Genomic DNA, 21119 nt, shown 5'->3' with positions numbered 1-21119 from the left:
TGGTGCCTGCTCAGGCCCGGCTCAGACGAATGTCGATCTGCTGGTGCGGCAGCCCCAGCCCCTGTTGCTGCAATTTCTCCAGCACCAGCGAGTGAACCTCGTGGGTGATGGGCATGCGGTGATCCATGCTGTTCACATAGAGCCGGATCTCGTAGATCAGTGCCGAGTCGGTGAATTCGATCAGGAACACCTCGGGGAGGGGGTCTCCAGCACCAGGGTGGAGGCCCGGATCGACTCTTCCAGAATGGTCTGTATCTTTCTGGGCTCCTGGGTCAGGCCGATGCGGATGCGCAGCCGTACCCGGGTGATGGCGTCTGACAGCGACCAGTTGATGAACTGTTCGGTGATGAAGGCCTTGTTGGGGACGATGATCTCCTTCCTGTCCCAGTCCACTATGGTGGTGGCGCGGGTCTTGATCTTGGTGACGGTGCCGGTCAGCTCGCGAATGGTGACGGTGTCGCCGAGCCGGATCGGTTTTTCGAACAGGATGATGAGGCCCGACACGAAGTTGGCGAAGATCTCCTGCAGCCCGAAACCCAGACCCAGGGAGAGGGCCGCCACCATCCACTGCGCCTTGGACCAGTCGATGCCGAGGATGGAGAAGCCGGTCAGGGCCCCCACCACCAGCACTATGTACTTGGTCACCGTGGTGATGGCAAAGCCGGTGCCGGGGGAGAGGCTCAGGTGCTGGAGCAGGGTCAGCTCCATCAGGCCAGGCAGGTTGCGGGCGGTGACCACGGTCAGGATGAAGGTGAACACCGTCAGCATCAGATCCTGCAAGGTGATGGCGGAGAGCTGTTCGATGCCGCCAATCTTGCTGCTCACCTGCCACACCTCGATGCTGCGCAGGAAGCTGAACGCCGAGTTGAGTTCGGACCACTGCACCACCACCAGCATGGTGAAGCCCAGCATCAGCAGGGTGCGCACCAGTCCGAGCGACTGGGCGCTGATGGTATCCAGATCCAGCTCGGTGTCTTCCACCACGTCCGGGATCTCGGAGCTGAGCTCGTCATGCCCCTCTTCCCGGCCGCGCTGGGCCAGGATCTCGGCCCGTTTGCTCTTGGCCCGCTCGAAGGCGAGGCGACGGCGCTGGATCAGCATCCAGCGGTGCGCCAGATAGTAGACGAGCAGGCAGCCCAGCCCCATCAGCAGGCTCAGCTCCAGCTGGCGCAGCAGGATGCGGGAGGTGTAGAAGTAGCCGAGCAATGAGCCGATCACCGCCAGCAAGGGGGCCAGCATCAGGCTGTTCCAGATGAAGTGGTGCAGCAGGTGCGGCTTGGTCATGTCGGCCTGGCCCCAGGTGAGCGGCAGCCGCTCCCGGTTGAGGCGGGCGAAGAACAGCAGCAGCCAGAGGGCGCCGACGATGAAGGCCAGCCGGCCGAGGGAGTCGTAGAAGGCGTGCTCCTGATAGCTGTTGGCCATGCCCTGCACGAAGAAGCTCGGGATGATCACCAGCAAGAGGGTGCGAAACTGGCTCCACACCTTCTGCACCCGCTCCTTCTGCCAGCGGAAATGGAGGATCAGGATCCCCTTCTCCAGCGTCAGGTGACGGGCCATCAAGAGTGCCAGCAGCAGGAACCAGATCTCGCCGAGGCCACGGGCCACCGCCACCGCGAACGGATATTGCCAGGCGCCGTCGAGCAGGCCGCGCACCATCAGCACCATGGCGGGCAGCGGCAGGGAGGCGAGCAGGGAGCGCATCAGCAGCCGGCTGGTGAGGCTGAACTTGTCCTGGGTCACCTTGCCGATGCGGGGCGCTATGTGCTGGCTGTAGTGGGTCAGGTGGCGAGCCAGTTTGAACCAGCACCAGGCCAGCACCAGGATGCCGATGCCGGCGAAGGTGAGGGTGATGGGGTTGTTCTCGGCGATGGCCTGGGGCAGTTGCAGCCAGTTGACCGGGTTGAGGGCGAGGCCGAGGGCTGCCGGCACCCCGAGCAGCACGGCCGGGGTGAGCGGGCGCACGTCCGGCATCCAGAACAGGTGGCTGGCGCTGAGCTCGCGGATCTCGTCGATCTTGCTGTTCTGGCGGCTGTAGAGCAGCTTGAGCCGGGTTTGCTCCTGAATGAGGCTGTCGGAGGCGTCGTTGAGCCGGGTCAGCAGCTGGCGACGGGCCTTGAGCAGGTTGTCGAGCACCGCCTGCTGGGCGCGATCGAGGGCCACTTCGTCGGTGGCCAGCAACTGATCGCGCATCTGGCGCGGATCCTTGAGCGCGTCCTGCTCGGTCTCGTACTGGTACTTGGCCATGCGGGCGTTGACGATGGCCGACTCCAGCTTGTCGAGGGGGAAGTAGGCGGGCAGATCCGAGAGCTTGCTGCGCAGGTTCTCGCCGTAGGCGTTGCTGATCTGCAGCCACTCCAGTTGCTCGCGCACCGAGTTGACCAGGTCGTTCAGGCTCGACAGGTTCTTGTCGATCACCCGCTGCTCATCCTGCACCCGCTCTATCTGATCCTCCAGCGCGCCGAGCTGGATGGAGAGCGCCTGGTTCTGCTGTTGCTGCTCCAGCAGCAGCGGCATGTCGGAGGTGAGCTGCTTGCGCAGCCGCTCGCTCTCCGCCAGCGCCTGTTCGGTCTTGTCGCGGCGCAGCTGGTTCTGCTGGTTGAGCAGGCTGGTTTGCCACTCATCCTCATCGGTGATGGCGAGGTTGAGCTCCTGCAGCCTGAGCTTGCCGAGATCGTTGCGCTGCTGGGCGGAGAGCTGCTCCAGCTCCAGCATCTGGATCCGGTCCGACAGGCTCTGCTCCTTGAGGCGGGTGACCAGCTGCTGGGCATCCTGCAGGCGATCCGATTCGCTGCTGAAGCTGAGCCGGTCGAGCAGGGCGCGGGTCTGCTGCAACTGTTTGCGCAGCTCGTCGACCCGCATGTGATACTCCTGGCCGGTGCTCTCCAGCTGGTTGAGGCTGTCCATCACCCCCTGGCGCTCCTTGCGCAGGTTGAGCTGGCGGTTGCTGCTCAGGCCGATGGCCTGGCGCAGGGCCTCCTCCTTCAGGGAGGAGAGGGCCGGGCGAGGCTGGGGCTGGTAGTTGTGCAGGCTCTCCTTGAGGCGGGCCGACTCCTTGGGATAGTCGATGAGGATCTGCTGATAGGCCTTGCCCTGCTCGCGATAACGCTGGGCCTCCCGGGCAAACTGCAGCGCCTGCTGGTAACTTTCCCGCAACTTCTGGTTTTCCGGGGTGTCGGTCTTGGGCACGCTCTGCAGCAGCTCTTCCACCTGGGTGATGGCGTCATCGGCATGGGCAAGGGGAGCAAGAAGAGTGAGAGAGAGCAGCAGGCAGAGCAGGCGTTGCAACATGGCGCACGTTTCCGTTCAGGTGAGGTCGCCCTAGCCTAAAGCAGGGGCCGGGGCGGGTAAAGTTTTCCATATTAATGATTTGTAACATAAATAACGGGCGTTCCCGGCCCGCTTTGGCTATTATTCTGGCCGTTTTTCCCTCCGTTGAGCGTTTTATGTCCGCAGTCGATCTGGGCACGGCCCCTCTTTCCCGCCTGTTCTGGCGTTACGTCACCCCGACCGTGGCCGCCATGCTGGTCACCGGCATCTATGTCACCATAGACGGCATCTTCGTCGGCCATATTCTGGGTCAGGACGGGCTGGCCGGCATGATGCTGGCGTACCCCATCTGCGCCGTGCTCTATGCGGTGGGGGCGCTGATCGGCATGGGCTCCTCGGCGCTCGCCTCGTTTTATCTGGGCAAGGGGGAGCAGGCGAGGGCACGCCACATCGTCGGCAATGCGCTGGTGATGGTGCTCATCGCCTCTGGGCTGCTCGCCTTCATCGGCATCCGTTACGGCGAGGCCATGCTGATCTGGATGGGGGCGGAGGGGGTCATCTTTGACGCAGGTTTCGCCTATTTGCAGTGGTATGCCTGGCTCGGGGTCTTTGCGGTGCTCTCCATGGCGTTTACTGCCCTGCTGCGTAACGACGGGCGACCCGGCCTCACCACCTGGATCCTGGTGGGGGGTGGCGTGCTCAACGTGCTGCTCGATTACCTGCTGATGGCGGTGATCCCCTGGGGGCTGGCGGGTGCCGCCATTGCGACCATGCTCTCCCAGGCGGTGACCGGCGGCCTCTGCCTGTGGCACTTCTTCACCCCGCGCAGCCAGCTGCGCATTGGCTGGGACACCCTGCGACCCGACTGGCGGTTGATGGGGGAGACGCTGCGACTCGGGGTGTCGAGTTTTCTGATGTACCTCTACCTGTCGGTGGTGCTGGCGCTGCACAACAAGGCGCTGCTGGCGGTGGGCACCTCGCTGCACGTGGCGGCCTACGGCGTCATCAGCTACAGCGAGGCCTTCTTCTATCTCATCTTCGAGGGGATCGCCATGGGCATCCAGCCCATCGCCAGCTTCAACGCCGGGGCGGGCAACTGGGCGCGGGTGCTGCGGGTGCGCAACCTGGCGCTCGGGGTGACCCTGTTGGTGGCCCTGTGCGGCATGTTGCCGCTCTATCTGTGGCCGGAGGGGGTGGTTTACCTGTTTGCCGGGGACAACGCGGCCCTCTTGCCGGTGGCCAGCCTCGGCATCTGGCTCTACTTCTGGGGCTTGCCGATGGAAGGGCTGCTGCTGGTGGGGGCCACCTACTTCCAGGCGATCAACCGGGCCCGTATCGCCTCCCTGCTCACCGGCGGCAAGCTGGTGCTGATCGGCGGCTTCCTGTGGGGCTTCTCCTCCCTGTGGGGGGTATCCGGCGTCTGGCTGGCGCTGCCCACCTGCAGCACCCTGCTGGTGCTGGTGATGTGGCGAGCCATGGGCAAGGAGGCGCGTCAGCACGCCGCCTGACATGTCGTCATTCGGCCATGAAAAAGGCAGCCCAGGCTGCCTTTTTCGTTTTGAGCGCCCCTGACAGGTCACCCGCTCAGGGCTTGAAGGCGCCGATGAAGATGGCGGGGTCGACCCGGGCGTCGTTGAGGCTGACATTCCAGTGCATGTGGGGACCGGTGGCGCGGCCGGTGGCGCCGACCCGGCCGACGATGCCGCCGCGGGGCAGGCTCTGGCCCAGCTTCACGTCGACCTTCGACATGTGGCAGAACATGCTGATGAGGCCCTGACCGTGATCGACGAACACCGTATTGCCGTTGAAGAAGTAGTTGCCGATCAGGATCACCTTGCCCGCCGCCGGCGACTTGATGGGGGTGCCGGCACCGACCGCGAAGTCGAGGCCGGAGTGGGGGTTGCGCTCCTCGCCGTTGAAGAAGCGGCGCAGTCCGAACGGGCTGGAGAGCGGGCCCTCTACCGGCTTGTCGAACAGCAGGTTGCTCGGTTGAGCCGGGCTGAAGGTCTGGTAGGCGCGGGTCTGCTCCGCCAGTTCGCGGTTGATGCGGGTCATGTCTTCGGCCAGCGGGTTGACCTGACGGCTGTTCTTGAGCTTGATGTGCTGCTCCCGGTAGTGCTTGGTGCCGACCGTGAAGCCGAGGGTGCGGCCATCGCTCACCTGCAGCTGGTGGGGGCCGGGCTGGCTCTTGAGGGGGATGCCGACGATGGCAATCCAGTGCTTGCCCTCTTCACGCACCACCAGCACCGGCTTGCCCTGATAGCGGGCGGTCGGGGCCTGCGCCTCGCTGCCGAGCGCCACCACGGCGACGCCCCCCGGCACCGGGTGGCTGAGCAGGCGACTGATGAAGCCCTCGGCGAGGGCGGACTGGCTGGCCAGCAGCAACAATAGACAACAAACGACTCTCATGATGATTCCAGGCTGGGTTGACTAAAACGAAACGGTAACGAAATCAGGATGCTGGCTGGAAGCGCTGGTAGATGGCCTCCATCTGGACCGACACCTCCTGGCGCACCAGGTCCAGCTCCAGCATGTCTTGTACCACCTTGAGCTGATCCGGATTGAGGAAGCTGCGACTGCTCTCCAGTACCCGCTGGGTATAGGCGCGCTGGTTCTCCAGATAGGTGCCGGCATCGCCGCTCTCCTGCTGGGCCAGCTGCTGGTTCGCCTCGCTCAGCAGACGCGTCAGGGATTGGCGCTGGGCCGGTGCCAGCAGCTCGCCGTGCTCCGCCAGGCGACCCTGGATCTCCAGCAGGCGGTTGGTATCGCCCGAGTAGATCTCCTGTTCGAGCCGGGTGCGGGTATCCTCCCCCAGCAGGTTGCTGAGGTTGCCCCAGATGCGCTGGCTCTCCTGCTCATAGGCATCGGGATGGTCGAAACCGAGGCGATAGAGCTCGCGCAGTTGCTCCTGGACCTGGCCGCGCACGTCTTCCACTATGTCGAGCCGGTCGAAGACGGTGGTGAGCTGGCTGCCCTGTTCGGCGTCATAGAGCCGCTCGATCAGCACGGAGCCTTCGCTCGACTGGCTCCACTGACTGATGGCGGCCTCCAGCTCGGGGTTGGGAGGCAGCACCTCCTGGGTGGGGGCGGGCTCGCTCTGGCTGCCCTTGCCGGGCAGCTTGGCCAGCAGGCTCTGCCCGGTACTCTGGCCGCTGCTCTGACTGGTGGATGAATCGCATTGCGACGGGCTGTTGGTGGGGCTGGCGGTGTTGGTTCCCGGCTGAGGTTCGACAGGGTCGGCCTGCCACTGCCAGAGGTTGAGCAACAGGGAGGCCAGCAGAATTGGCGCCAGGTGAGATGTACGCATCTTGGATTCTCTTGAATAAGTGAATGCCCCTTGCAAAGGGGTCTCTTATGATAACCGTAACGTCTGATACAAGCAGCCATGACGTGCAAAACCGGCCTCGGCGGTGACCCGCCATTGAGTCGGTCGGCCCATGGCTCTAGAATCGGCAACCAGCCGTTTTGAACCGAGGAAATGTTATGAATGGATTGTCCCCCCTGCGCGCAGAACCTGCTCGTCACCCCATCGGGCGTGGCTGGGTCTGGGTGCGATCCGGTTTCGATGTCTTCAACAAGGGAATGGGGGTCAGTGTCGCCATGGTCCTCATCTGGTTTGCGGTCGGCCTGCTGCTGGAGCGTCTGCCAGCGGGCAGCCTCATCTCCCAGCTGCTCTACATGGTCTGGGGTGCCGGCTGGGTGGCGGTGGCCCGTCACGGTTATGAAGGCAATCCGCTGCGCTTCGCCGATTTCTTCTCCGGTTTTCGCCACAAGCTGACTCCGCTGATGCTGGGGGGACTGCTGGTGCTGGCCCTGTTCAGCCTGATCGGTCTCATCTGCCTGGGGCTGCTCTCCATGTGGGGGCTCACCTCCCTGCTGACCCAGGACCCGGAATCCCTGGTGGTCACTGCCGCCCAGGCCCAGGGGCTGCTGCTCTGTCTGCTGCTGGGGCTGGCACTGCTGATCCCGGTGCTGATGGCCATCACCTTCGCCCCCGCCCTCATCTTTTTCCACGATGTGGGGATCCTGCAGGCCGCCAAACTGAGTTTCAAAGGCTGCCTGACCAACATGTGGCCCTTCCTCTGGTGGGGGGTGATCGCCGCCATCCTGATGCTGTTCGGCGCGGCGCTGATGCTGGTGGGTCTGCTGGTGGTGATCCCGGCGCTCAACTACTCCATCTATGTGGCCTACCGGGATATCTATCTGGACGTGACGCAGGAGACGCCTGCCGAAGCTCCGCTGACCGGCTTCGAAGCCTGACGCCAGCAGACTGGTGTGACATATGCGCGAAAGGGGTCTGCTGGCCCCTTTCGCATGTTTGCGTTGTCTCTTGTTCCCGCCACTACTCTCGCCACATGGGGTCGATGGCCATGCGTTCCACCAGAAAGTCGAGGAAGCTGCGCAGCAGCGGTGACATCTGCTTGCGGGTGCCGTAGACGGCGTAGACGCCGAGTCGCTTGGGTTGCCACTGCGCCAGCAGAGGCACCAGGGTGCCGGTGTCGAGGTGGGGCTGGACCGAGTAGCGGGGCTGCAGGCTGATGCCGGCGCCCTCCAGCGTCGCCTCCAGCAGCAGGTTGGAGATGTTGGCGCTGAGGTTGCCGCTCACCGGCACCGATTCGGGTCCGTCCGGTCCCTGGAATTCCCACAGGCTCTTGCCGAAATAGGTGTAGGTGAGGCAGTTGTGCAGGGCGAGATCCTGCACCTTGTGCGGGGTCGGGTGTCTGGCTAGATAGGCCGGGCTGGCGCAGACCACGGAGTGACAGGTGCCGAGCCGGCGGGCTACCAGGTTGGGGTCGAGGTCATTGGTGATGCGCACGGCGAGATCGATCCGCTCCTCCACCAGATTGACGGTGCGGTCCAGCAGCAGGATGTCGATGGCGGTGCCCGCATAGCGCGCCAGGTAGTCGTTGGCGGCGCCCACCAGCAGGGCTTCCGAGAGTGAATAGCTGCTGGTGATGCGCAGTTGCCCCTTGGGGGCCTCGTCGCCGCGCACGGCGATCTGCTCCATCTCTTCCCCCAGTGCCAGCATGGCGCGGGCCCGGTTCAGCGCCTCTTCCCCAGGGCCGGTCAGACTGAGCCGGCGGGTGGTGCGGTGCAGCAGCCGTGCCCCCATCCACTGCTCCAGCTCCGCCAGGTAGCGCGTCACCATGGCGCGCGACATCTCCAGTTTCTCCCCGGCGCCGCTTAGGCTGCCCTGTTCGACTACGCTGACAAAGACCCGCAATGCGGTCAGTCGATCCATCTTAGGCTCTCTATATGCTCGATTAATGCAACAGTGATGCGCTTATTATGCTGTATTTGTACCGGAATCGATCCAATAAACTGTGTCCATCTGATGAACCCCTGATGACTTGATGAGGAATACCCGATGAACAACACCCTGATCCGCAACCTGACCCTGGCCACCACCCTGCTGAGCGGTGCCGCCATGGCCGCCCCGCTCACCGTGACCGTCTACAACCCGGGCGAGAAGGCTATCTTCCCGGTCTCCTCCTCCCTGGTGACCGGCGACAAAGAAGCGATCCTGATCGATGCCCAGTTCGACGTACAAAACGGCCAGGCGTTGGTGGACATGATCAAGAAGAGCGGCAAGAAGCTGACCACCGTCTATATCAGTGCCGGTGACCCCGACTTCTACTTCGGTCTGGAGCCCATCAAGGCAGCCTTCCCGGATGTCAAGGTACTGGCGGACCAGCATGTGGTCGACCATATCAACCAGACCAAGGACGCCAAGCTGAGCTACTGGAGCCCCATCCTCGGCAAGGGTGCACCGAAGAGCCTGACCGTGCCGCAAGTGATGACGGCCAGCCATCTGACACTGGATGGTGAGAAGATCGAGATCAAAGAGATGAACACCCCGAATGCCTACCTGTGGGCACCGTCCATCAAGACGGCGTTTGGTGGCGTACCGGTCTACAGCGGCGTGCACGTGTGGATGGCTGACAGCCAGACCAAGGCTGCTCGCAGCAACTGGGTCAAGGCACTGAACAATCTGCTGGCGCTGAAGCCCGAGCGCGTGGTGCCGGGTCACTTCCTGGGGACTGCTCCCAAAGGCAGCGCTGCTGTGACCTTCACCCGTGACTACGTAGAGCGCTTTGAGCAGGAGCTGGCCAAAGCCAAGAACTCCGGCCAGCTGATTGAAGCACTGAAGAAGGCTTACCCGTCCCTGCCGGTCGACGACGGTCTGGCCATCGGTGCCAAGGTCAACACCGGCGAGATGAAGTGGTAAACCCCTGACGCCTACTTCCCTGTGTTTTTGTACCGGGCCCGAGGGCCCGGTTTTTTTAGCCGAATGAACGAGTGAATCACATGAACGAAACGACTCTGCATTATGTATACGACCCCCTCTGCGGCTGGTGCTACGGCGCTGCCCCGCTGTTGAAGGCTGCGGCTGCCATCCCGGAACTGCGCATCGAGCTGCACGCCGGTGGTCTCTGGCTTGGCGGGCGCAGGCAGGCGATGGGCCAGGCCCTGCGCGATTACGTCCGTCCCCATGATGAGCGGATCCAGGCGCTGACCGGCCAGCCTTTCGGCGAGCGCTATTTCAACGAGCTGCTGCTGCGCGATGGTCTGCTGCTCGATTCGGAGCAGCCCATCCGCGCCATCCTGGCGGTGACGGCCCTGGGTGGCAACGGTCTGAGCCTGCTGCACCGCATCCAGCAATCCCACTATCGCGATGGCATCTGGACTGGTTCGCTCGAGCATCTGACCAGCCTGGCGGCGGAGCAGAACATTGGCGGGGATGATTTTGTGAAGGCCTATCAGCAGGCCGACCTGGCGAATCATCTGGCCGACAGCCAGCGCTGGATGCGCCGTCTCGGCGGACAGGGCTATCCGACCCTGGGGCTGGTGCAGGGCGACAATGTCACCCCCTTGTCCGCCTCCTCCTTCCTGGGTGAGCCAGAGGCGTTTGCTCGCCAGATCCAGCTCATGATGAGTCGTTGAGCGAACAGCAGGCAGTATCCGGTGGCGGATGTGCAGCGCCCGAGGTGCTCGTTGCAGATTTTTCCTACCTGTCCGGCACTCATGCTATCCCTAGGCGAGACGATATATTCAGTAGCGGACAGTTTGAAAATCATCCGCTTGCGATCATCGCGCTATGCTCTATGGGGATAGCCCGGGCGTTTGAGGCCACGGGCTTGCGTCTAGCCGCCAAGGATACCAATCATGTTCAAAAATATGTCTATAGGTCAGAAGTTGAGCGCCGGTTTTGCCGTATTGGCCCTGCTAGTGGTGGGGCTGGCGTGGTTCTCCATCACTCAGCTGTCCCATCTTTATGCCGATACCGCCACCATCTCGGGCAACCTGTTGCCATCGACCCGTTATGCCAGCCAGATGCACGTGGCCATTCTCGATGCCCGTCGCTCCGAACTGGCGCAGGTGATTGGCGGCCTCAACAAGGATGCCCAGGAGGTGAGCGAACGTACCGTCACCTTCAACAAGGCCAAGCAGGAGTTTGACGCGGCGGCGCAGAAGTATGGCTCCTTGCCCTTCAGCACCGATGAGGAGAAGCAGACTTACGAGGCGTTGTTGGCCGCTGGTGCCAAGTACTTCTCGGTACACGAGCAGCTGATTGCGGCTTTTGCCAGCGGCGATCTGGAAAAAGTGAAGAGCCTGCGCAAGAACGAGACTCGCGCCGCACTGGAAGAGGCGGGGGCCAAATCCTACCGTCTACGCGAGATCAACAACGAGCTGGCTGACAGCATGGTGAAGTCGGTGGCCGACCTCTACAGCAGCTCGCGTACCATGAGCATCATCGTCAGCCTCATCACCGTCTTGTTCGTGGTGGTGGTGGCCTGGCTGCTGACCGGTCAGATCCGCAATCCGGTGATGGCGATGCTGGAACAGACCCGCAAGGTAGCAGCCGGCGATCTGGCGGCTCATCTTGACGCCAGCCAGTTCAACAACGACGAGCTTGGGCAACTGGCCAAGGGCTTTGGCGAGATGCAGAAGAACCTGCGTACCCTGGTCAGTGAAGTCTCCGGCTCCGTAGTGCAACTGAGCTCGGCAGCCGAAGAGATCAGTGCGGTGGCGCGCCAGTCCGCCAACAACATGAACAGCCAGCAGCACGAGCTGAATCAGCTGGCCACCGCCATGAACGAGATGCAGGCGACGGTGCAGGAGGTGTCCCGCAACACCAGCGACGCCGCCAGCGCCGCCAGCGCCGCCAGCAGCACCGCCGAACTGGGGGCCCGCACCGTCAACGACTCCATCAAGCGTATTGAACAGGTTGCCGGCGCCATCGAGAGCACTGCCGTGGTGATCCGCCAGCTCGGCGACGACAGCCGCAACATCGGCATGGTGCTGGAGGTGATCCGCGGGATCGCCGAGCAGACCAACCTGCTGGCGCTCAACGCCGCTATTGAGGCGGCTCGGGCTGGCGAGCAGGGCCGCGGCTTTGCGGTGGTGGCCGACGAGGTGCGTACCCTGGCGAAGCGGACTCAGGATTCCACCTCCCAGATCAACACCATCATCGCTGAACTGCAGCAGCGGGCCGAGCAGGCCGGCACCACCATGCAGCAAAGCCAGGACATGATGAATTCCACCGTGAGCACGGCGCGGGAGGCGGGGGCATCCATCTCCGAGATCAGCGGCTCGGTGGAGAGCATCTCCCACATGAATATCCAGATCGCGACCGCCACCGAAGAGCAGGGGGCGGTGAGTGAAGAGCTCAACCGCAATGTGGTCAATATCAGTCATGCCTCCGAGGAAGTGGCCGCCGGTGCAACCCAGATGGCACAGGCTTGTAACGACCTCAATCACCTGGCGACCCAGTTGCAGGAGATGGTGCGCCGCTTCCGGGTGTAAGGCGGGTTGGATGCTCGCTGTTGCGGGCCCGGATCCTGGATCCGGGCCCGCCTTGTTTTATCGGCCTGCCGACTTTCCCTCTTGCACCATCCCTTGTTCGCTCCGCCGTTCTTGGGCATGCTAATGGCCCCATTGGTTGGCAGGATTCTGGATGTATGAACCTTCGCGATCTCGAGTATTTGGTGGCGCTAGAAGAGGAGAAGCACTTTCGCAAGGCGGCGGAGCGCTGCTTCGTCAGTCAGCCGACCCTGAGCGGCCAGCTGCGCAAGCTGGAGGATGAACTCGGGGTGATCCTGATCGAGCGTACCTCGCGCAAGGTGCTGTTTACCCCGGCTGGCGATGCCATGGCCCAGCAGGCCCGCAAGGTGCTCAAAGAGGTGCGCGAGCTCAAGAGCATCGGCCAGCACTTTGCCGAGCCCATGTCTGGCGAAATCCACATCGGCTTCATTCCTACCGTCGGCCCCTATCTGCTACCTCACATCATTCAGGATCTGCGCGAGCACTTTCCCAAGCTGGAGTTCTACCTCTATGAAGAGCAGACCCAGGTGTTGCTCAAGCGGCTGGAAGAGGGGGAGCTGGATTGCCTGATCCTGGCCGAGCTGGAGGGCATGGACGGGTTTGGTTCGATCCCGCTCTACCAGGAGCCCATGTGGCTGGCGGTGCCCCAGCAGCACCCGGAGGCCAAGGCCAAGGCCAAGGCGGTGCCGCTCAGCAATCTCAAGGGCAAGAAGTTGCTGATGCTGGCCGATGGTCACTGTCTGCGGGATCAGGCGATGGGATTCTGCTTCGCCGCCGGTATCGGCGAGGATCAGCGCTTCAAGGGCACCAGTTTGGAGACGTTGCGCAACATGGTGGCTGCCGGCAGCGGCATGACGCTGGTACCCAGGCTCGCCGTGCCCGCCAACGCCGAAGAGGGCGGCGTCAGCTATCGACCGGTGATAGACCCGGTGCCTGGGCGCACCATAGCGCTGCTCTATCGCCACTACTCGGTGCGCCGTCCCTGCTTCAACGAGCTGGCCGCTCGTATCTCGCGCTTGATGCAGAGCCTGCTCGGCTAACTGCGCATCGCTACTACAAGGCCACAAAAAAGAAAACCGGCGCATTGCGCCGGTTTTTTTATCTTCTGCGGTGGTTTAGAAGATATCGTCGGTAGAGACGGGGCCATCGGTGGGCGAGCCCTCACCGCCGTACACCTGATTGCCATCCGAGCTCTGTGTCGCGTAGCGGGTCGGCTCGGTGCCTTCCTTGAAGAACTCTTCCGTGCTGCTGCTGTCGGTCCGATTGGTCAGCAGGCCGGTCTCACGATCGATCCGCACCGTGATGATCCCTTCCGGTACCGGCATCTTGCGCTCAGGCACCTGCTTGAGCGCCGTCTTCATGAAGTCGATCCAGATGGGCTGTGCGGCACCGCCGCCAAATTCGGCCCGGCCCAGACCACGCTGGTGGTTGTCAAAACCGATCCAAGAGGTGGCGACCAGATTCGGGGTATAGCCGGAGAACCAGGCATCACGGGATTCGTTGGTGGTCCCGGTCTTGCCGGAGATATCGTGGCGCTTGAGGTCGCGCGCCGCCCGCCAACCGGTACCGCGCCAGCCATTGCCCCCCAGATAGCGGTGGTCAGGGTGTCGGTCACCAGGAAGGTGCTCTGGGCACTGATGGTCTGTGGAGCCATGTTGCCGGGAACGACCGGATCGATGGGGCACTGGGCTTTCCAGTCCGGCGCCGTATTGGCATAGGCATCCGCACTGTCGAGGCCGGCAGCGGCCAGCACGCCACAATCACGGCAGGCGGCTGCCGGGTTGGCCTGATAGAGAGGCGCGCCGAAGCTGTCGGTTACTTCGGTGATAAAGTAAGGGGTGACCTGGAAGCCGCCGTTGGCCATGACCGAGTAGCCGCGCACCACTTCCAGGGGGGTGAACTCGGCAGCACCCAGGGCCAGCGACTCGTTGGGCGAGATGGTATCGCGAGCAAAGCCGAAGCGGGTCAGGCCGTCGATGTAGGTATCCAGCCCGATGGCGCGCATCAGGCGCACCGACATCACGTTCTTCGACTTGGCGAGGCCGAGGCGCAGGGAAGTGGGGCCTTCATAGATGGCCGGGGAGTTTTTGGGCTGCCACATGGGGCCCTTGGAGGGATCCCACTGGTTGATCGGCGCATCGTTGATGAGGGAGGCCAGGGTGTAGCCCTGTTCCAGCGCGGTGGCGTAGAGGAAGGGCTTGATGTTGGAGCCTATCTGGCGGCGCGCCTGATCGACCCGGTTGAACTTGGAGAGCTCGAAGCTGAAACCGCCGACCAGCGCCTCGATGGCACCATCCTGCGGGTTCATGGCCACCAGAGCGGCGTTGACCTCGGGGATCTGGGAGAGCAGCAGCTCTTCACCCTTTTCCCGTACCCAGATCTGGGCGCCCACTTTCAGCATGTCGCGGGCCGAGCGGGGAGCAAAGCCCTGACGATCGTCGGTGATGAAGGCGCGCGCCCACTTGATGCCGTTCCAGCCAAGCTCAGCCTGCTTGCCGTTCTTCAGCACTATGGTTGCACTCTTGTCAGCCAGCTTGGTGACGACGGCGGCCATCAGCGGCTCATAGGTGGGCTGCTTGGCCAGATGGGCCATGATCTTGTCATAATCCCAATCGGCTTCGCCCGCTTTCCACAGCTGGGCGGTCACGCCCTTGTAGCCATGGCGAGTGTCATAGTCGAACACGCCGTCGAGCAAGGCCAGACGGGCGGCGCGCTGGCGCTTGGCGGTGACTGTGGTGTAGACGTGCAGACCCATGGTGTAGGCATCTTCACCAAACTGCTCCACCATCTTCTGGCGCACCATCTCCCCCAGATAAGGGGCATTCAAGGTGATCTCGGCACCGTGATAGCGGGCCTTGACCGGCATCTTGGACGCTTCGTCGAATTGGGCCTGGGTGATCTTGCCGGTTTCCAGCATGCGGCCAAGTACCACGTTGCGACGGGCAAAGGCACGCTCCGGCGAGCGGATCGGGTTCAGCATGGACGGCGCCTTGGGCAGACCGGCGATGATGGCGATCTCGTCCAGCGTCAGGTCCTTGACCTCCTTGCCAAAGTAAACCTGGGCGGCGGCACCGACCCCGAATGCCCGATAGCCGAGCGGGATCTTGTTGAGATAGAGCTGCAGGATCTCGTCCTTGGAGAGATTCTGTTCGATGCGCCAGGCCAGGAAGACCTCTTTTATCTTGCGCACCAGCGTCTTTTCATTGCTCAGGAAGAAGTTGCGGGCGACCTGCTGGGTGATGGTGCTGGCGCCCTGGCGGGCCTGACCGGAGACGGCCCAGACGGTGGCTGCACGAATGATGCCGATGGGGTCAATCCCCGGGTGCTCATAGAAACGGGCATCTTCGGTCGCCAATACTGCATCGATCATGGACTGGGGAATTTCATCCAGATGCAGCGGGATGCGACGAATTTCGCCAAATTGGGAGATCAATTCCCCATCCCGGCTGTACACCTTCATCGGGGTGGCCAGCTTGACGTCGCGCAGCGCGGTCACATCCGGCAACTGGGGCTTGATGTAGAAGTAGATACCGATGAGGCTGGCAACACCCAGCACAGCACCCAGCATCATGACAATAAACAGGCGTACGAGCCATTTCAGCATGGAAGAACTACCAATCGTCTTAAAATTAGCCAACGGGCGCAGAGTATAGCCCTTTTGCCTCCGGAAATTCGAGGTTTTCCTGACGGCTGCCCGGCTCCTCGAGAAGAGGCGGGAGGTTAGCATTCTGTGGCTCAATAACCAAGGGGAGGCGAGGGGCGGCCGGAAAGCGAGTTGTATCACTTTTCGGCATAAACTTTATGACATTGATAGATAGAGCATTTAGGATGAGTTAAGTCATCATCTTCTGATTAGCTGTCCTACAATCAATCCTAAAACCCAATAACGCATGGATGTGTATATGTTTGGGCTATTCAACAAAGGTTCTCTGCTTCCTCTGGCGGGTATTGATTTTGGCAGCCAGACCATCAAGGCCGTGACCATTACCGGTCGTCCCGGCAAGCTGCATCTCGAATCGGTGGCCGAAGTTGCCACTCCCAAAGGCACTCTGGTCGATTATCAGCTGCAGGATATCGAACGGGTCAGCCAGTCTCTGAAGGCCCTCAAGCGCCTCATCTCGGGCAGCAGCCAGTACGTTGCGACTGCCGTCACCGGTTCCAACGTGATCACCAAAGTCATTCAGGTGGATGCCGCGCTGGGTGAAAACGAGCTGGAGAATCAGGTTCAGCTCGAGGCCGAGCAACTCATCCCCTTTCCCCTAGATGAAGTGAGCCTGGATTTTGAGATTCTGGGCAAGGTCAATGATCAGGAGCGCCGCGAAGTGTTGCTGAGTGCGGCCCGCACCGAGAGCGTGAGCGGGCGGGTGACCGCGCTGGCGGAAGCCGACATGACCACCAAGGTGGTGGATGTGGGCGCCCACGCACTGGGCCGCGCCGTGCTTGCCTGCCTGCCGGAGCTGCAGGAGTGGGAGAAACCGGTCGGCGTTATCGATATCGGAGCGAGCGCCATGACCTTTGCCGCACTGGTAAAGGGAGAGGTTATCTACTCACGCCTGCAAAACTTCGGTGGCGATCAATATAGTCAGGCGCTGGCCTCTTTCTACAACCTGTCGCTGGACGATGCCGAGCAGGCCAAGTTGCAAGGCAAGCTGCCGGTTGATCACGAATTGGATGTGTTGCTGCCCCATATGAATGCTCTGCTGCAGCAAGTCAGGCGGAACGTGCAGCTGTTTTGCAGCTCTTCCGGGCACAGGGAGCTTTCCAGACTGGTGCTCACCGGTGGTGGCAGCCTGCTGCCCGGGCTGGCGGCCCAGGTCGGCAGCGAGTTGAACTGTGAGGTATTGCATCCTGATCCTTTTGCTCTGTTCGGCAAGCCGAAAGGGGAGGGCGCGGTCCACGGTGCCAAGTTCATGACGGCGCTGGGTCTGGCATTGAGGAGCTTCACGCCATGTCAAATATAAACCTCCTGCCCTGGCGTGAGGCCAGGGCCCAGCGGCAGAAGAAGCAATTCGGGGTCATGCTGGGCATCTTCATGGCCATCACGGCTTCACTCGGCTTTGCCGCCGACTGGCTGGTAGAGCAGCAGATAGGCCATCAGCAGCAGCGCAACCAGCGTTTGCAGCAGGAGATGACCATCCTTGATGCCCAGCTTGGCGAGATCCGCCTGCTCAAGGAGCGACGCAAGGAGCTGATCGATCGCATGCAATTGATCGAGCACCTGCAGATGCGCCGCAATCTGCCGGTTCGCCTGTTCAACCAGTTGCCTTCGCTGGTTCCCAACGGGGTTTACCTCAATACGCTTGCCTTGCAGAACAATCAAATAGATGTGAATGGCAAGACCGAGGCCTATGGCAGGGTAGCCAGCATGATGCGTCGCATCGATGGCTCCGGCTGGTTGGGGCAGTCGCAGATCAGCACGATTTTTGCGGCCGATGTGGCGCCCGTTTCGCTCAGCCAGTTCTCCATGATGTTCCAGGTCGCGGGTGCGGCAGGTGCCACGGTCGATGTGGCTAAGGGGCAGCAATGAATCTACAACAGTTCAACGAACTGGATCTCAACAACATTGCCAGCTGGCCCAAGCTGGCCAAGGGGATTTTCATCCTGTTCTTCTGTGCCTTGCTGGGGGGAGCCATCTATTACTACGTGATTGCCAACTCACTGACCCTGTTGACCCAGGAGACCAACAAGGAGGCCGAGCTCAAGGCGCAGTTCGAGAGCAAGGCGATGCTGGCTGCCAACCTCGGTGCCTACAAGACGCAGATGGTGCAGCTCGAACAGCTGGTGGATACCCAGCTCAAGCAGTTGCCGAATACTCACGAAGTGGCCGGATTGCTGGATGACATCAGTTTCATTGCTACCGACAATGGGCTCAAATTGAATCGCATCAATTGGGAACCCGAGATAAAACACGAGTTCTCCACCGAGCTGCCCATGCGAATCGAAGTGGTGGGTACTTATCATGAGATAGGCAAGTTCACGGCCGACATGGCGGCCTTGCCGCGTATCGTCATCCTGGAATCGTTCACGCTGGGACAGGGCAAGGAGCAGGGTGACATGATTGCCATGTCGATGCTGGCCAAAACCTACAAATACAATGGCAAAACCGTGGGGCAGACCAAATGAAGCTACTCTGCGTGCTGTTGCCTGCTCTGTTGTTGACCGCCTGCGGTGGGCAGGACGACATGGACAACTATGTGGCCGCAACCAAGGCCAGAAAACCAGTACCCATCGAGCCTCTTCCCGAAATCAAGCCCTTTTCCCCTATGGCTTATCACCTCAGCGATCAGCGCAGCCCCTTCATCGCCCCCCAGCCTGAAACCAGCAGTGCCAAGGTGGATGCCAAGGTGAAGCCGGATTGCGCCCAGATCGTGGCCAACAGGGAGAAAGAAGTACTGGAGCGCTATTCATTGGCCAGCCTGAGCATGCAGGGCTCACTTGGCAAGCAGGGACAGTTGTGGGCCTTGATCAGGACTCCTGATGGTCAATCCATCCGGGTGGGTCTCAATCAACACATGGGACTGGATCAGGGACGGGTGATCAGGATCACTGACACCTATGTGGATTTGATTGAGACTATACCGGATGGCAAAGGATGCTGGGTGACCCGAGAAACTCAGCTGGGCATGGCCAATCTTGAAGCAAAACGATAATCAGGGATGATGCGATGAAAACAACAATAGGTATGGTAGCCCGAGTTACCCTGCTGTTTTGCGCCGGAGCATGGAGCCAGGCCTGGGCCGTGGCAACCCTGCAGGAGGTCAAGGTCAATCCGCTGATGGCGGACCAGCTGTTGCTGGAGTTGAGTTTCAGTGAACCGGTCAGCGGATTTACCGATCGTCTCTCCTATGAACCCAACCAACTGCTGCTGCATGTGCCGGGGGCGGTGGGTGCGCTCAACGTGAACCCGTTGCCCATCAAGCAGCAAGGGGTGGACAACCTCAAGGTTGAGGGCAAGGGAGCAGGTCTCGATATCAAGATCGCCCTCGATCAACTGACCCCCTATCAGGTGCATCAGCAGGGCAACAAGTTGTTGGTGGCACTGGGAGAAAAAGCAGCCATGCCGCTGCCAGCCACCACAGCATCCTCCGGGCTGGTGGCCCCCCAGCCGACCTCGTCTGCACTTATCAATACCCAGCCGACCTCGTCTGCACTTATCAATACCCAGCCGGCAGCCTCGTCCGCCCTGATCAACAGTCAGCTGCTTGCTCGCCAGAGCGCTCCAGTGGCAGCGCCCGTGGCCAGCAAGCCTGTCTTGCCATCACCACAGACGGCGGCCAGCGGTGCCTACTTCAATTCCGTGAAGGGGGTCGACTTCAGGCGTGGCAAGGACGGGCAGGGAGAATTTCTGGTGACGCTGGACAACAGCTCCGCCGCCGTTGACGTCAGCAGCCGTGGTCAGACGGTGCTTGCCAAGTTTCACGGTACCCGGGTACCGGACGATTTGCTTAATCTGATCAACGTGCAGGATTTTGCTACCCCTGTCTCTCAGGTTGAGGTGTTCCGCCAGGGTAACGACACCCTGTTCGAACTCTCGGTCAACGGCCAGTTTGACTACCGTTATGATCAGGCGGACAAGATGTTCATCGTCGAGGTGAAAAAGCGCACCGCGGCGACTGCCGGCAAGCAGTATCAGGGCAAACCCATCTCTCTCAACTTCCAGGATATTCCGGTGAGAACCGTGCTGCAGCTCATCGCGGATTTCAACAACCTCAATCTGGTGACCACGGATTCGGTGTCGGGCAACATCACCCTGCGGCTGGACGGGGTGCCCTGGGAGCAGGCACTCGACATCATCTTGAAGGTGCGGGGGCTCGACAAGCGGCTGGATAACAACATCCTGCTGGTCGCACCGGCCGAAGAGATTGCCGCTCGCGAGAAACAGCAGCTGGAGAGCCGCAACCAGGTCGCCGATCTGGCACCGCTTTATACCGAGTATCTGCAGATCAACTATGCCAAGGCATCCGAAGTGGCGGCGCTGCTCTCGTCCGAGAGTACCAAGCTGCTCTCTTCCAAGGGGGCGGTGAGTGTCGATGAGCGGACCAACGTGCTGGTGGTCAAGGACACTGCCGACGTCATCAGCAACATCAAGCGCATGCTGGATATCCTGGATATTCCGGTCAAGCAGGTGGTGATCGAGGCGCGCATGGTGACCATTGATGACGGCTTTGACGAGGCGCTCGGGGTGCGTTGGGGGGTAACCAAGAATGACGGTCACGGCAACAGTACCTCGGGCACCATCGAGGGCAATGACGGTTCCGGCAACAACAATGGCGGCTCGACCATCACCCGACCAGGGGTGGACGATCGGCTTAACGTCAATCTGCCAGTGACCAATGCGGCCGGTACCCTGGCCTTCCAGGTGGCGCGGCTGGCGGATGGTACCTTGCTGGATCTCGAGCTGTCGGCTCTGGAGAAAGAGAGCAAGGCCGAGATCATCGCCAGTCCCCGGGTCACCACGGCCAACCAGAAACCGGCGCTGATTGAACAGGGTACCGAGATCCCCTATGTGGAGTCCTCTTCCAGCGGGGCAACCTCGGTCACCTTCAAGAAGGCGGTGCTGAGCCTCAAGGTGACGCCGCAGATCACTCCCGACAACAGGGTGATCCTGGATTTGACCGTGACTCAGGATACCAAGGGTGAAACCGTGCCGACCGGTACCGGTGATGCCGTCTCCATCAACGCCCAGTCCATCACCACCCAGGTGCTGGTCAACAATGGCGAGACCCTGGTGCTTGGTGGCATCTATCAACAGACCATCAAGAGCGACGTCAGCAAGGTACCCTTGCTGGGGGACATCCCGGGTCTGGGCGTGTTGTTTCGCAAGACAACCAGCGAGAACAAAAAGCGCGAGCTGCTGATTTTCGTGACGCCGAAGATAGTCACCGACGCCTTCTGAAGACTTTACATGTGAAGGTAAAACACATATAACCTTACGCCCCAATGAGGCTGGGGCGTAAGGGCTGCGGTTGCCAGTCCTGATTTCTATTGAGATAATCCCCCTCCTGATCCATCGCAAGATAAGGTTC

The 21119-nt window shown here is 61.5% G+C and carries 14 protein-coding genes and 2 pseudogenes; 11 read left to right on the top strand and 5 right to left on the bottom strand.

The window, feature by feature from the left end; translation table 11 throughout:
• Positions 1-10: 10 nt before the first annotated feature.
• Positions 11-3288: pseudogene (gene mscM, locus E5E96_RS01540) on the bottom strand (miniconductance mechanosensitive channel MscM).
• 155 nt (positions 3289-3443) lie between these two features.
• On the opposite strand from mscM, the gene E5E96_RS01535 reads away from it, so the two are divergent.
• Positions 3444-4775, top strand: a complete 1332-nt coding sequence (locus tag E5E96_RS01535; protein WP_041213679.1) for an MATE family efflux transporter — start codon at positions 3444-3446, stop codon at positions 4773-4775.
• Between the two features lie 76 nt (positions 4776-4851).
• Here E5E96_RS01535 and E5E96_RS01530 read toward each other — a convergent pair whose 3' ends face one another.
• The gene (locus E5E96_RS01530) at positions 4852-5676 is read right to left on the bottom strand and encodes a peptidoglycan DD-metalloendopeptidase family protein (RefSeq protein ID WP_171281412.1); all 825 of its coding nucleotides are present in this window, start codon (positions 5674-5676) and stop codon (positions 4852-4854) included.
• 43 nt (positions 5677-5719) lie between these two features.
• A complete protein-coding gene (locus E5E96_RS01525) occupies positions 5720-6574 on the bottom strand; it encodes a hypothetical protein (protein ID WP_171281411.1) in 855 nt (284 codons plus the stop codon).
• 176 nt (positions 6575-6750) lie between these two features.
• Here E5E96_RS01525 and E5E96_RS01520 point away from each other — a divergent pair, with 176 nt between their 5' ends.
• Positions 6751-7527, top strand: a complete 777-nt coding sequence (locus E5E96_RS01520; RefSeq protein WP_060389978.1) for a BPSS1780 family membrane protein — start codon at positions 6751-6753, stop codon at positions 7525-7527.
• Positions 7528-7609: 82 nt separating this feature from the next.
• Here the strand turns inward: E5E96_RS01520 and E5E96_RS01515 are convergent, their stop codons facing one another.
• A complete protein-coding gene (locus tag E5E96_RS01515; RefSeq protein WP_041218437.1) occupies positions 7610-8509 on the bottom strand; it encodes a LysR family transcriptional regulator in 900 nt (299 codons plus the stop codon).
• A 126-nt stretch (positions 8510-8635) separates the two neighbouring features.
• Between E5E96_RS01515 and E5E96_RS01510 the strand changes: the two genes are divergently transcribed.
• From E5E96_RS01510 to oxyR, 4 genes are all read left to right on the top strand, one after another.
• On the top strand, positions 8636-9496 hold the full coding sequence (locus tag E5E96_RS01510; protein WP_016351638.1) for a Vmh family MBL fold metallo-hydrolase: 861 nt from the start codon (positions 8636-8638) through the stop codon (positions 9494-9496).
• Between the two features lie 80 nt (positions 9497-9576).
• Positions 9577-10212, top strand: coding sequence for a DsbA family protein (locus tag E5E96_RS01505; RefSeq protein ID WP_171281410.1), 636 nt, complete (start codon positions 9577-9579; stop codon positions 10210-10212).
• Positions 10213-10434: 222 nt separating this feature from the next.
• Positions 10435-12075, top strand: a complete 1641-nt coding sequence (locus E5E96_RS01500) for a methyl-accepting chemotaxis protein (RefSeq protein ID WP_011706973.1) — start codon at positions 10435-10437, stop codon at positions 12073-12075.
• Between the two features lie 155 nt (positions 12076-12230).
• Positions 12231-13133, top strand: a complete 903-nt coding sequence (gene oxyR, locus E5E96_RS01495) for a DNA-binding transcriptional regulator OxyR (RefSeq protein ID WP_171281409.1) — start codon at positions 12231-12233, stop codon at positions 13131-13133.
• A 75-nt stretch (positions 13134-13208) separates the two neighbouring features.
• Here oxyR and E5E96_RS01490 read toward each other — a convergent pair.
• Positions 13209-15697, bottom strand: a pseudogene (locus tag E5E96_RS01490) (penicillin-binding protein 1A).
• 286 nt (positions 15698-15983) lie between these two features.
• On the opposite strand from E5E96_RS01490, the gene tapM reads away from it, so the two are divergent.
• From tapM to pilQ, 5 genes are read left to right on the top strand one after another with little or no spacing between them, the layout of a single operon-like run.
• A complete protein-coding gene (gene tapM / locus E5E96_RS01485) occupies positions 15984-17054 on the top strand; it encodes a PilM family type IVa pilus assembly protein TapM (protein WP_024945912.1) in 1071 nt (356 codons plus the stop codon).
• Complete coding sequence (tapN, locus tag E5E96_RS01480; RefSeq protein ID WP_011706969.1) at positions 17042-17620, top strand: PilN family type IV pilus biogenesis protein TapN; 579 nt, start codon at positions 17042-17044, stop codon at positions 17618-17620. Before tapM ends, tapN begins: the two co-directional genes overlap by 13 nt.
• Entirely contained in the window at positions 17617-18216 is a 600-nt protein-coding gene (gene tapO, locus E5E96_RS01475; protein ID WP_171281408.1) for a PilO family type IV pilus biogenesis protein TapO, read from the top strand. Before tapN ends, tapO begins: the two co-directional genes overlap by 4 nt.
• Positions 18213-18743, top strand: coding sequence for a pilus assembly protein PilP (locus E5E96_RS01470; RefSeq protein ID WP_011706967.1), 531 nt, complete (start codon positions 18213-18215; stop codon positions 18741-18743). Before tapO ends, E5E96_RS01470 begins: the two co-directional genes overlap by 4 nt.
• A gap of 14 nt (positions 18744-18757) precedes the next feature.
• Positions 18758-20989 (top strand): type IV pilus secretin PilQ, encoded by a 2232-nt coding sequence (gene pilQ / locus E5E96_RS01465; protein WP_171281407.1) that lies wholly within the window; start codon positions 18758-18760, stop codon positions 20987-20989.
• Positions 20990-21119 lie beyond the last annotated feature (130 nt).

The organism is Aeromonas sp. 1805 (assembly GCF_013085525.1).
In the GTDB taxonomy this organism is placed as follows: Bacteria; Pseudomonadota; Gammaproteobacteria; order Enterobacterales; family Aeromonadaceae; genus Aeromonas; species Aeromonas hydrophila.
Note: the sequence above shows the minus strand (reverse complement) of the source record. Positions and strands in the feature narration are given on the sequence as shown.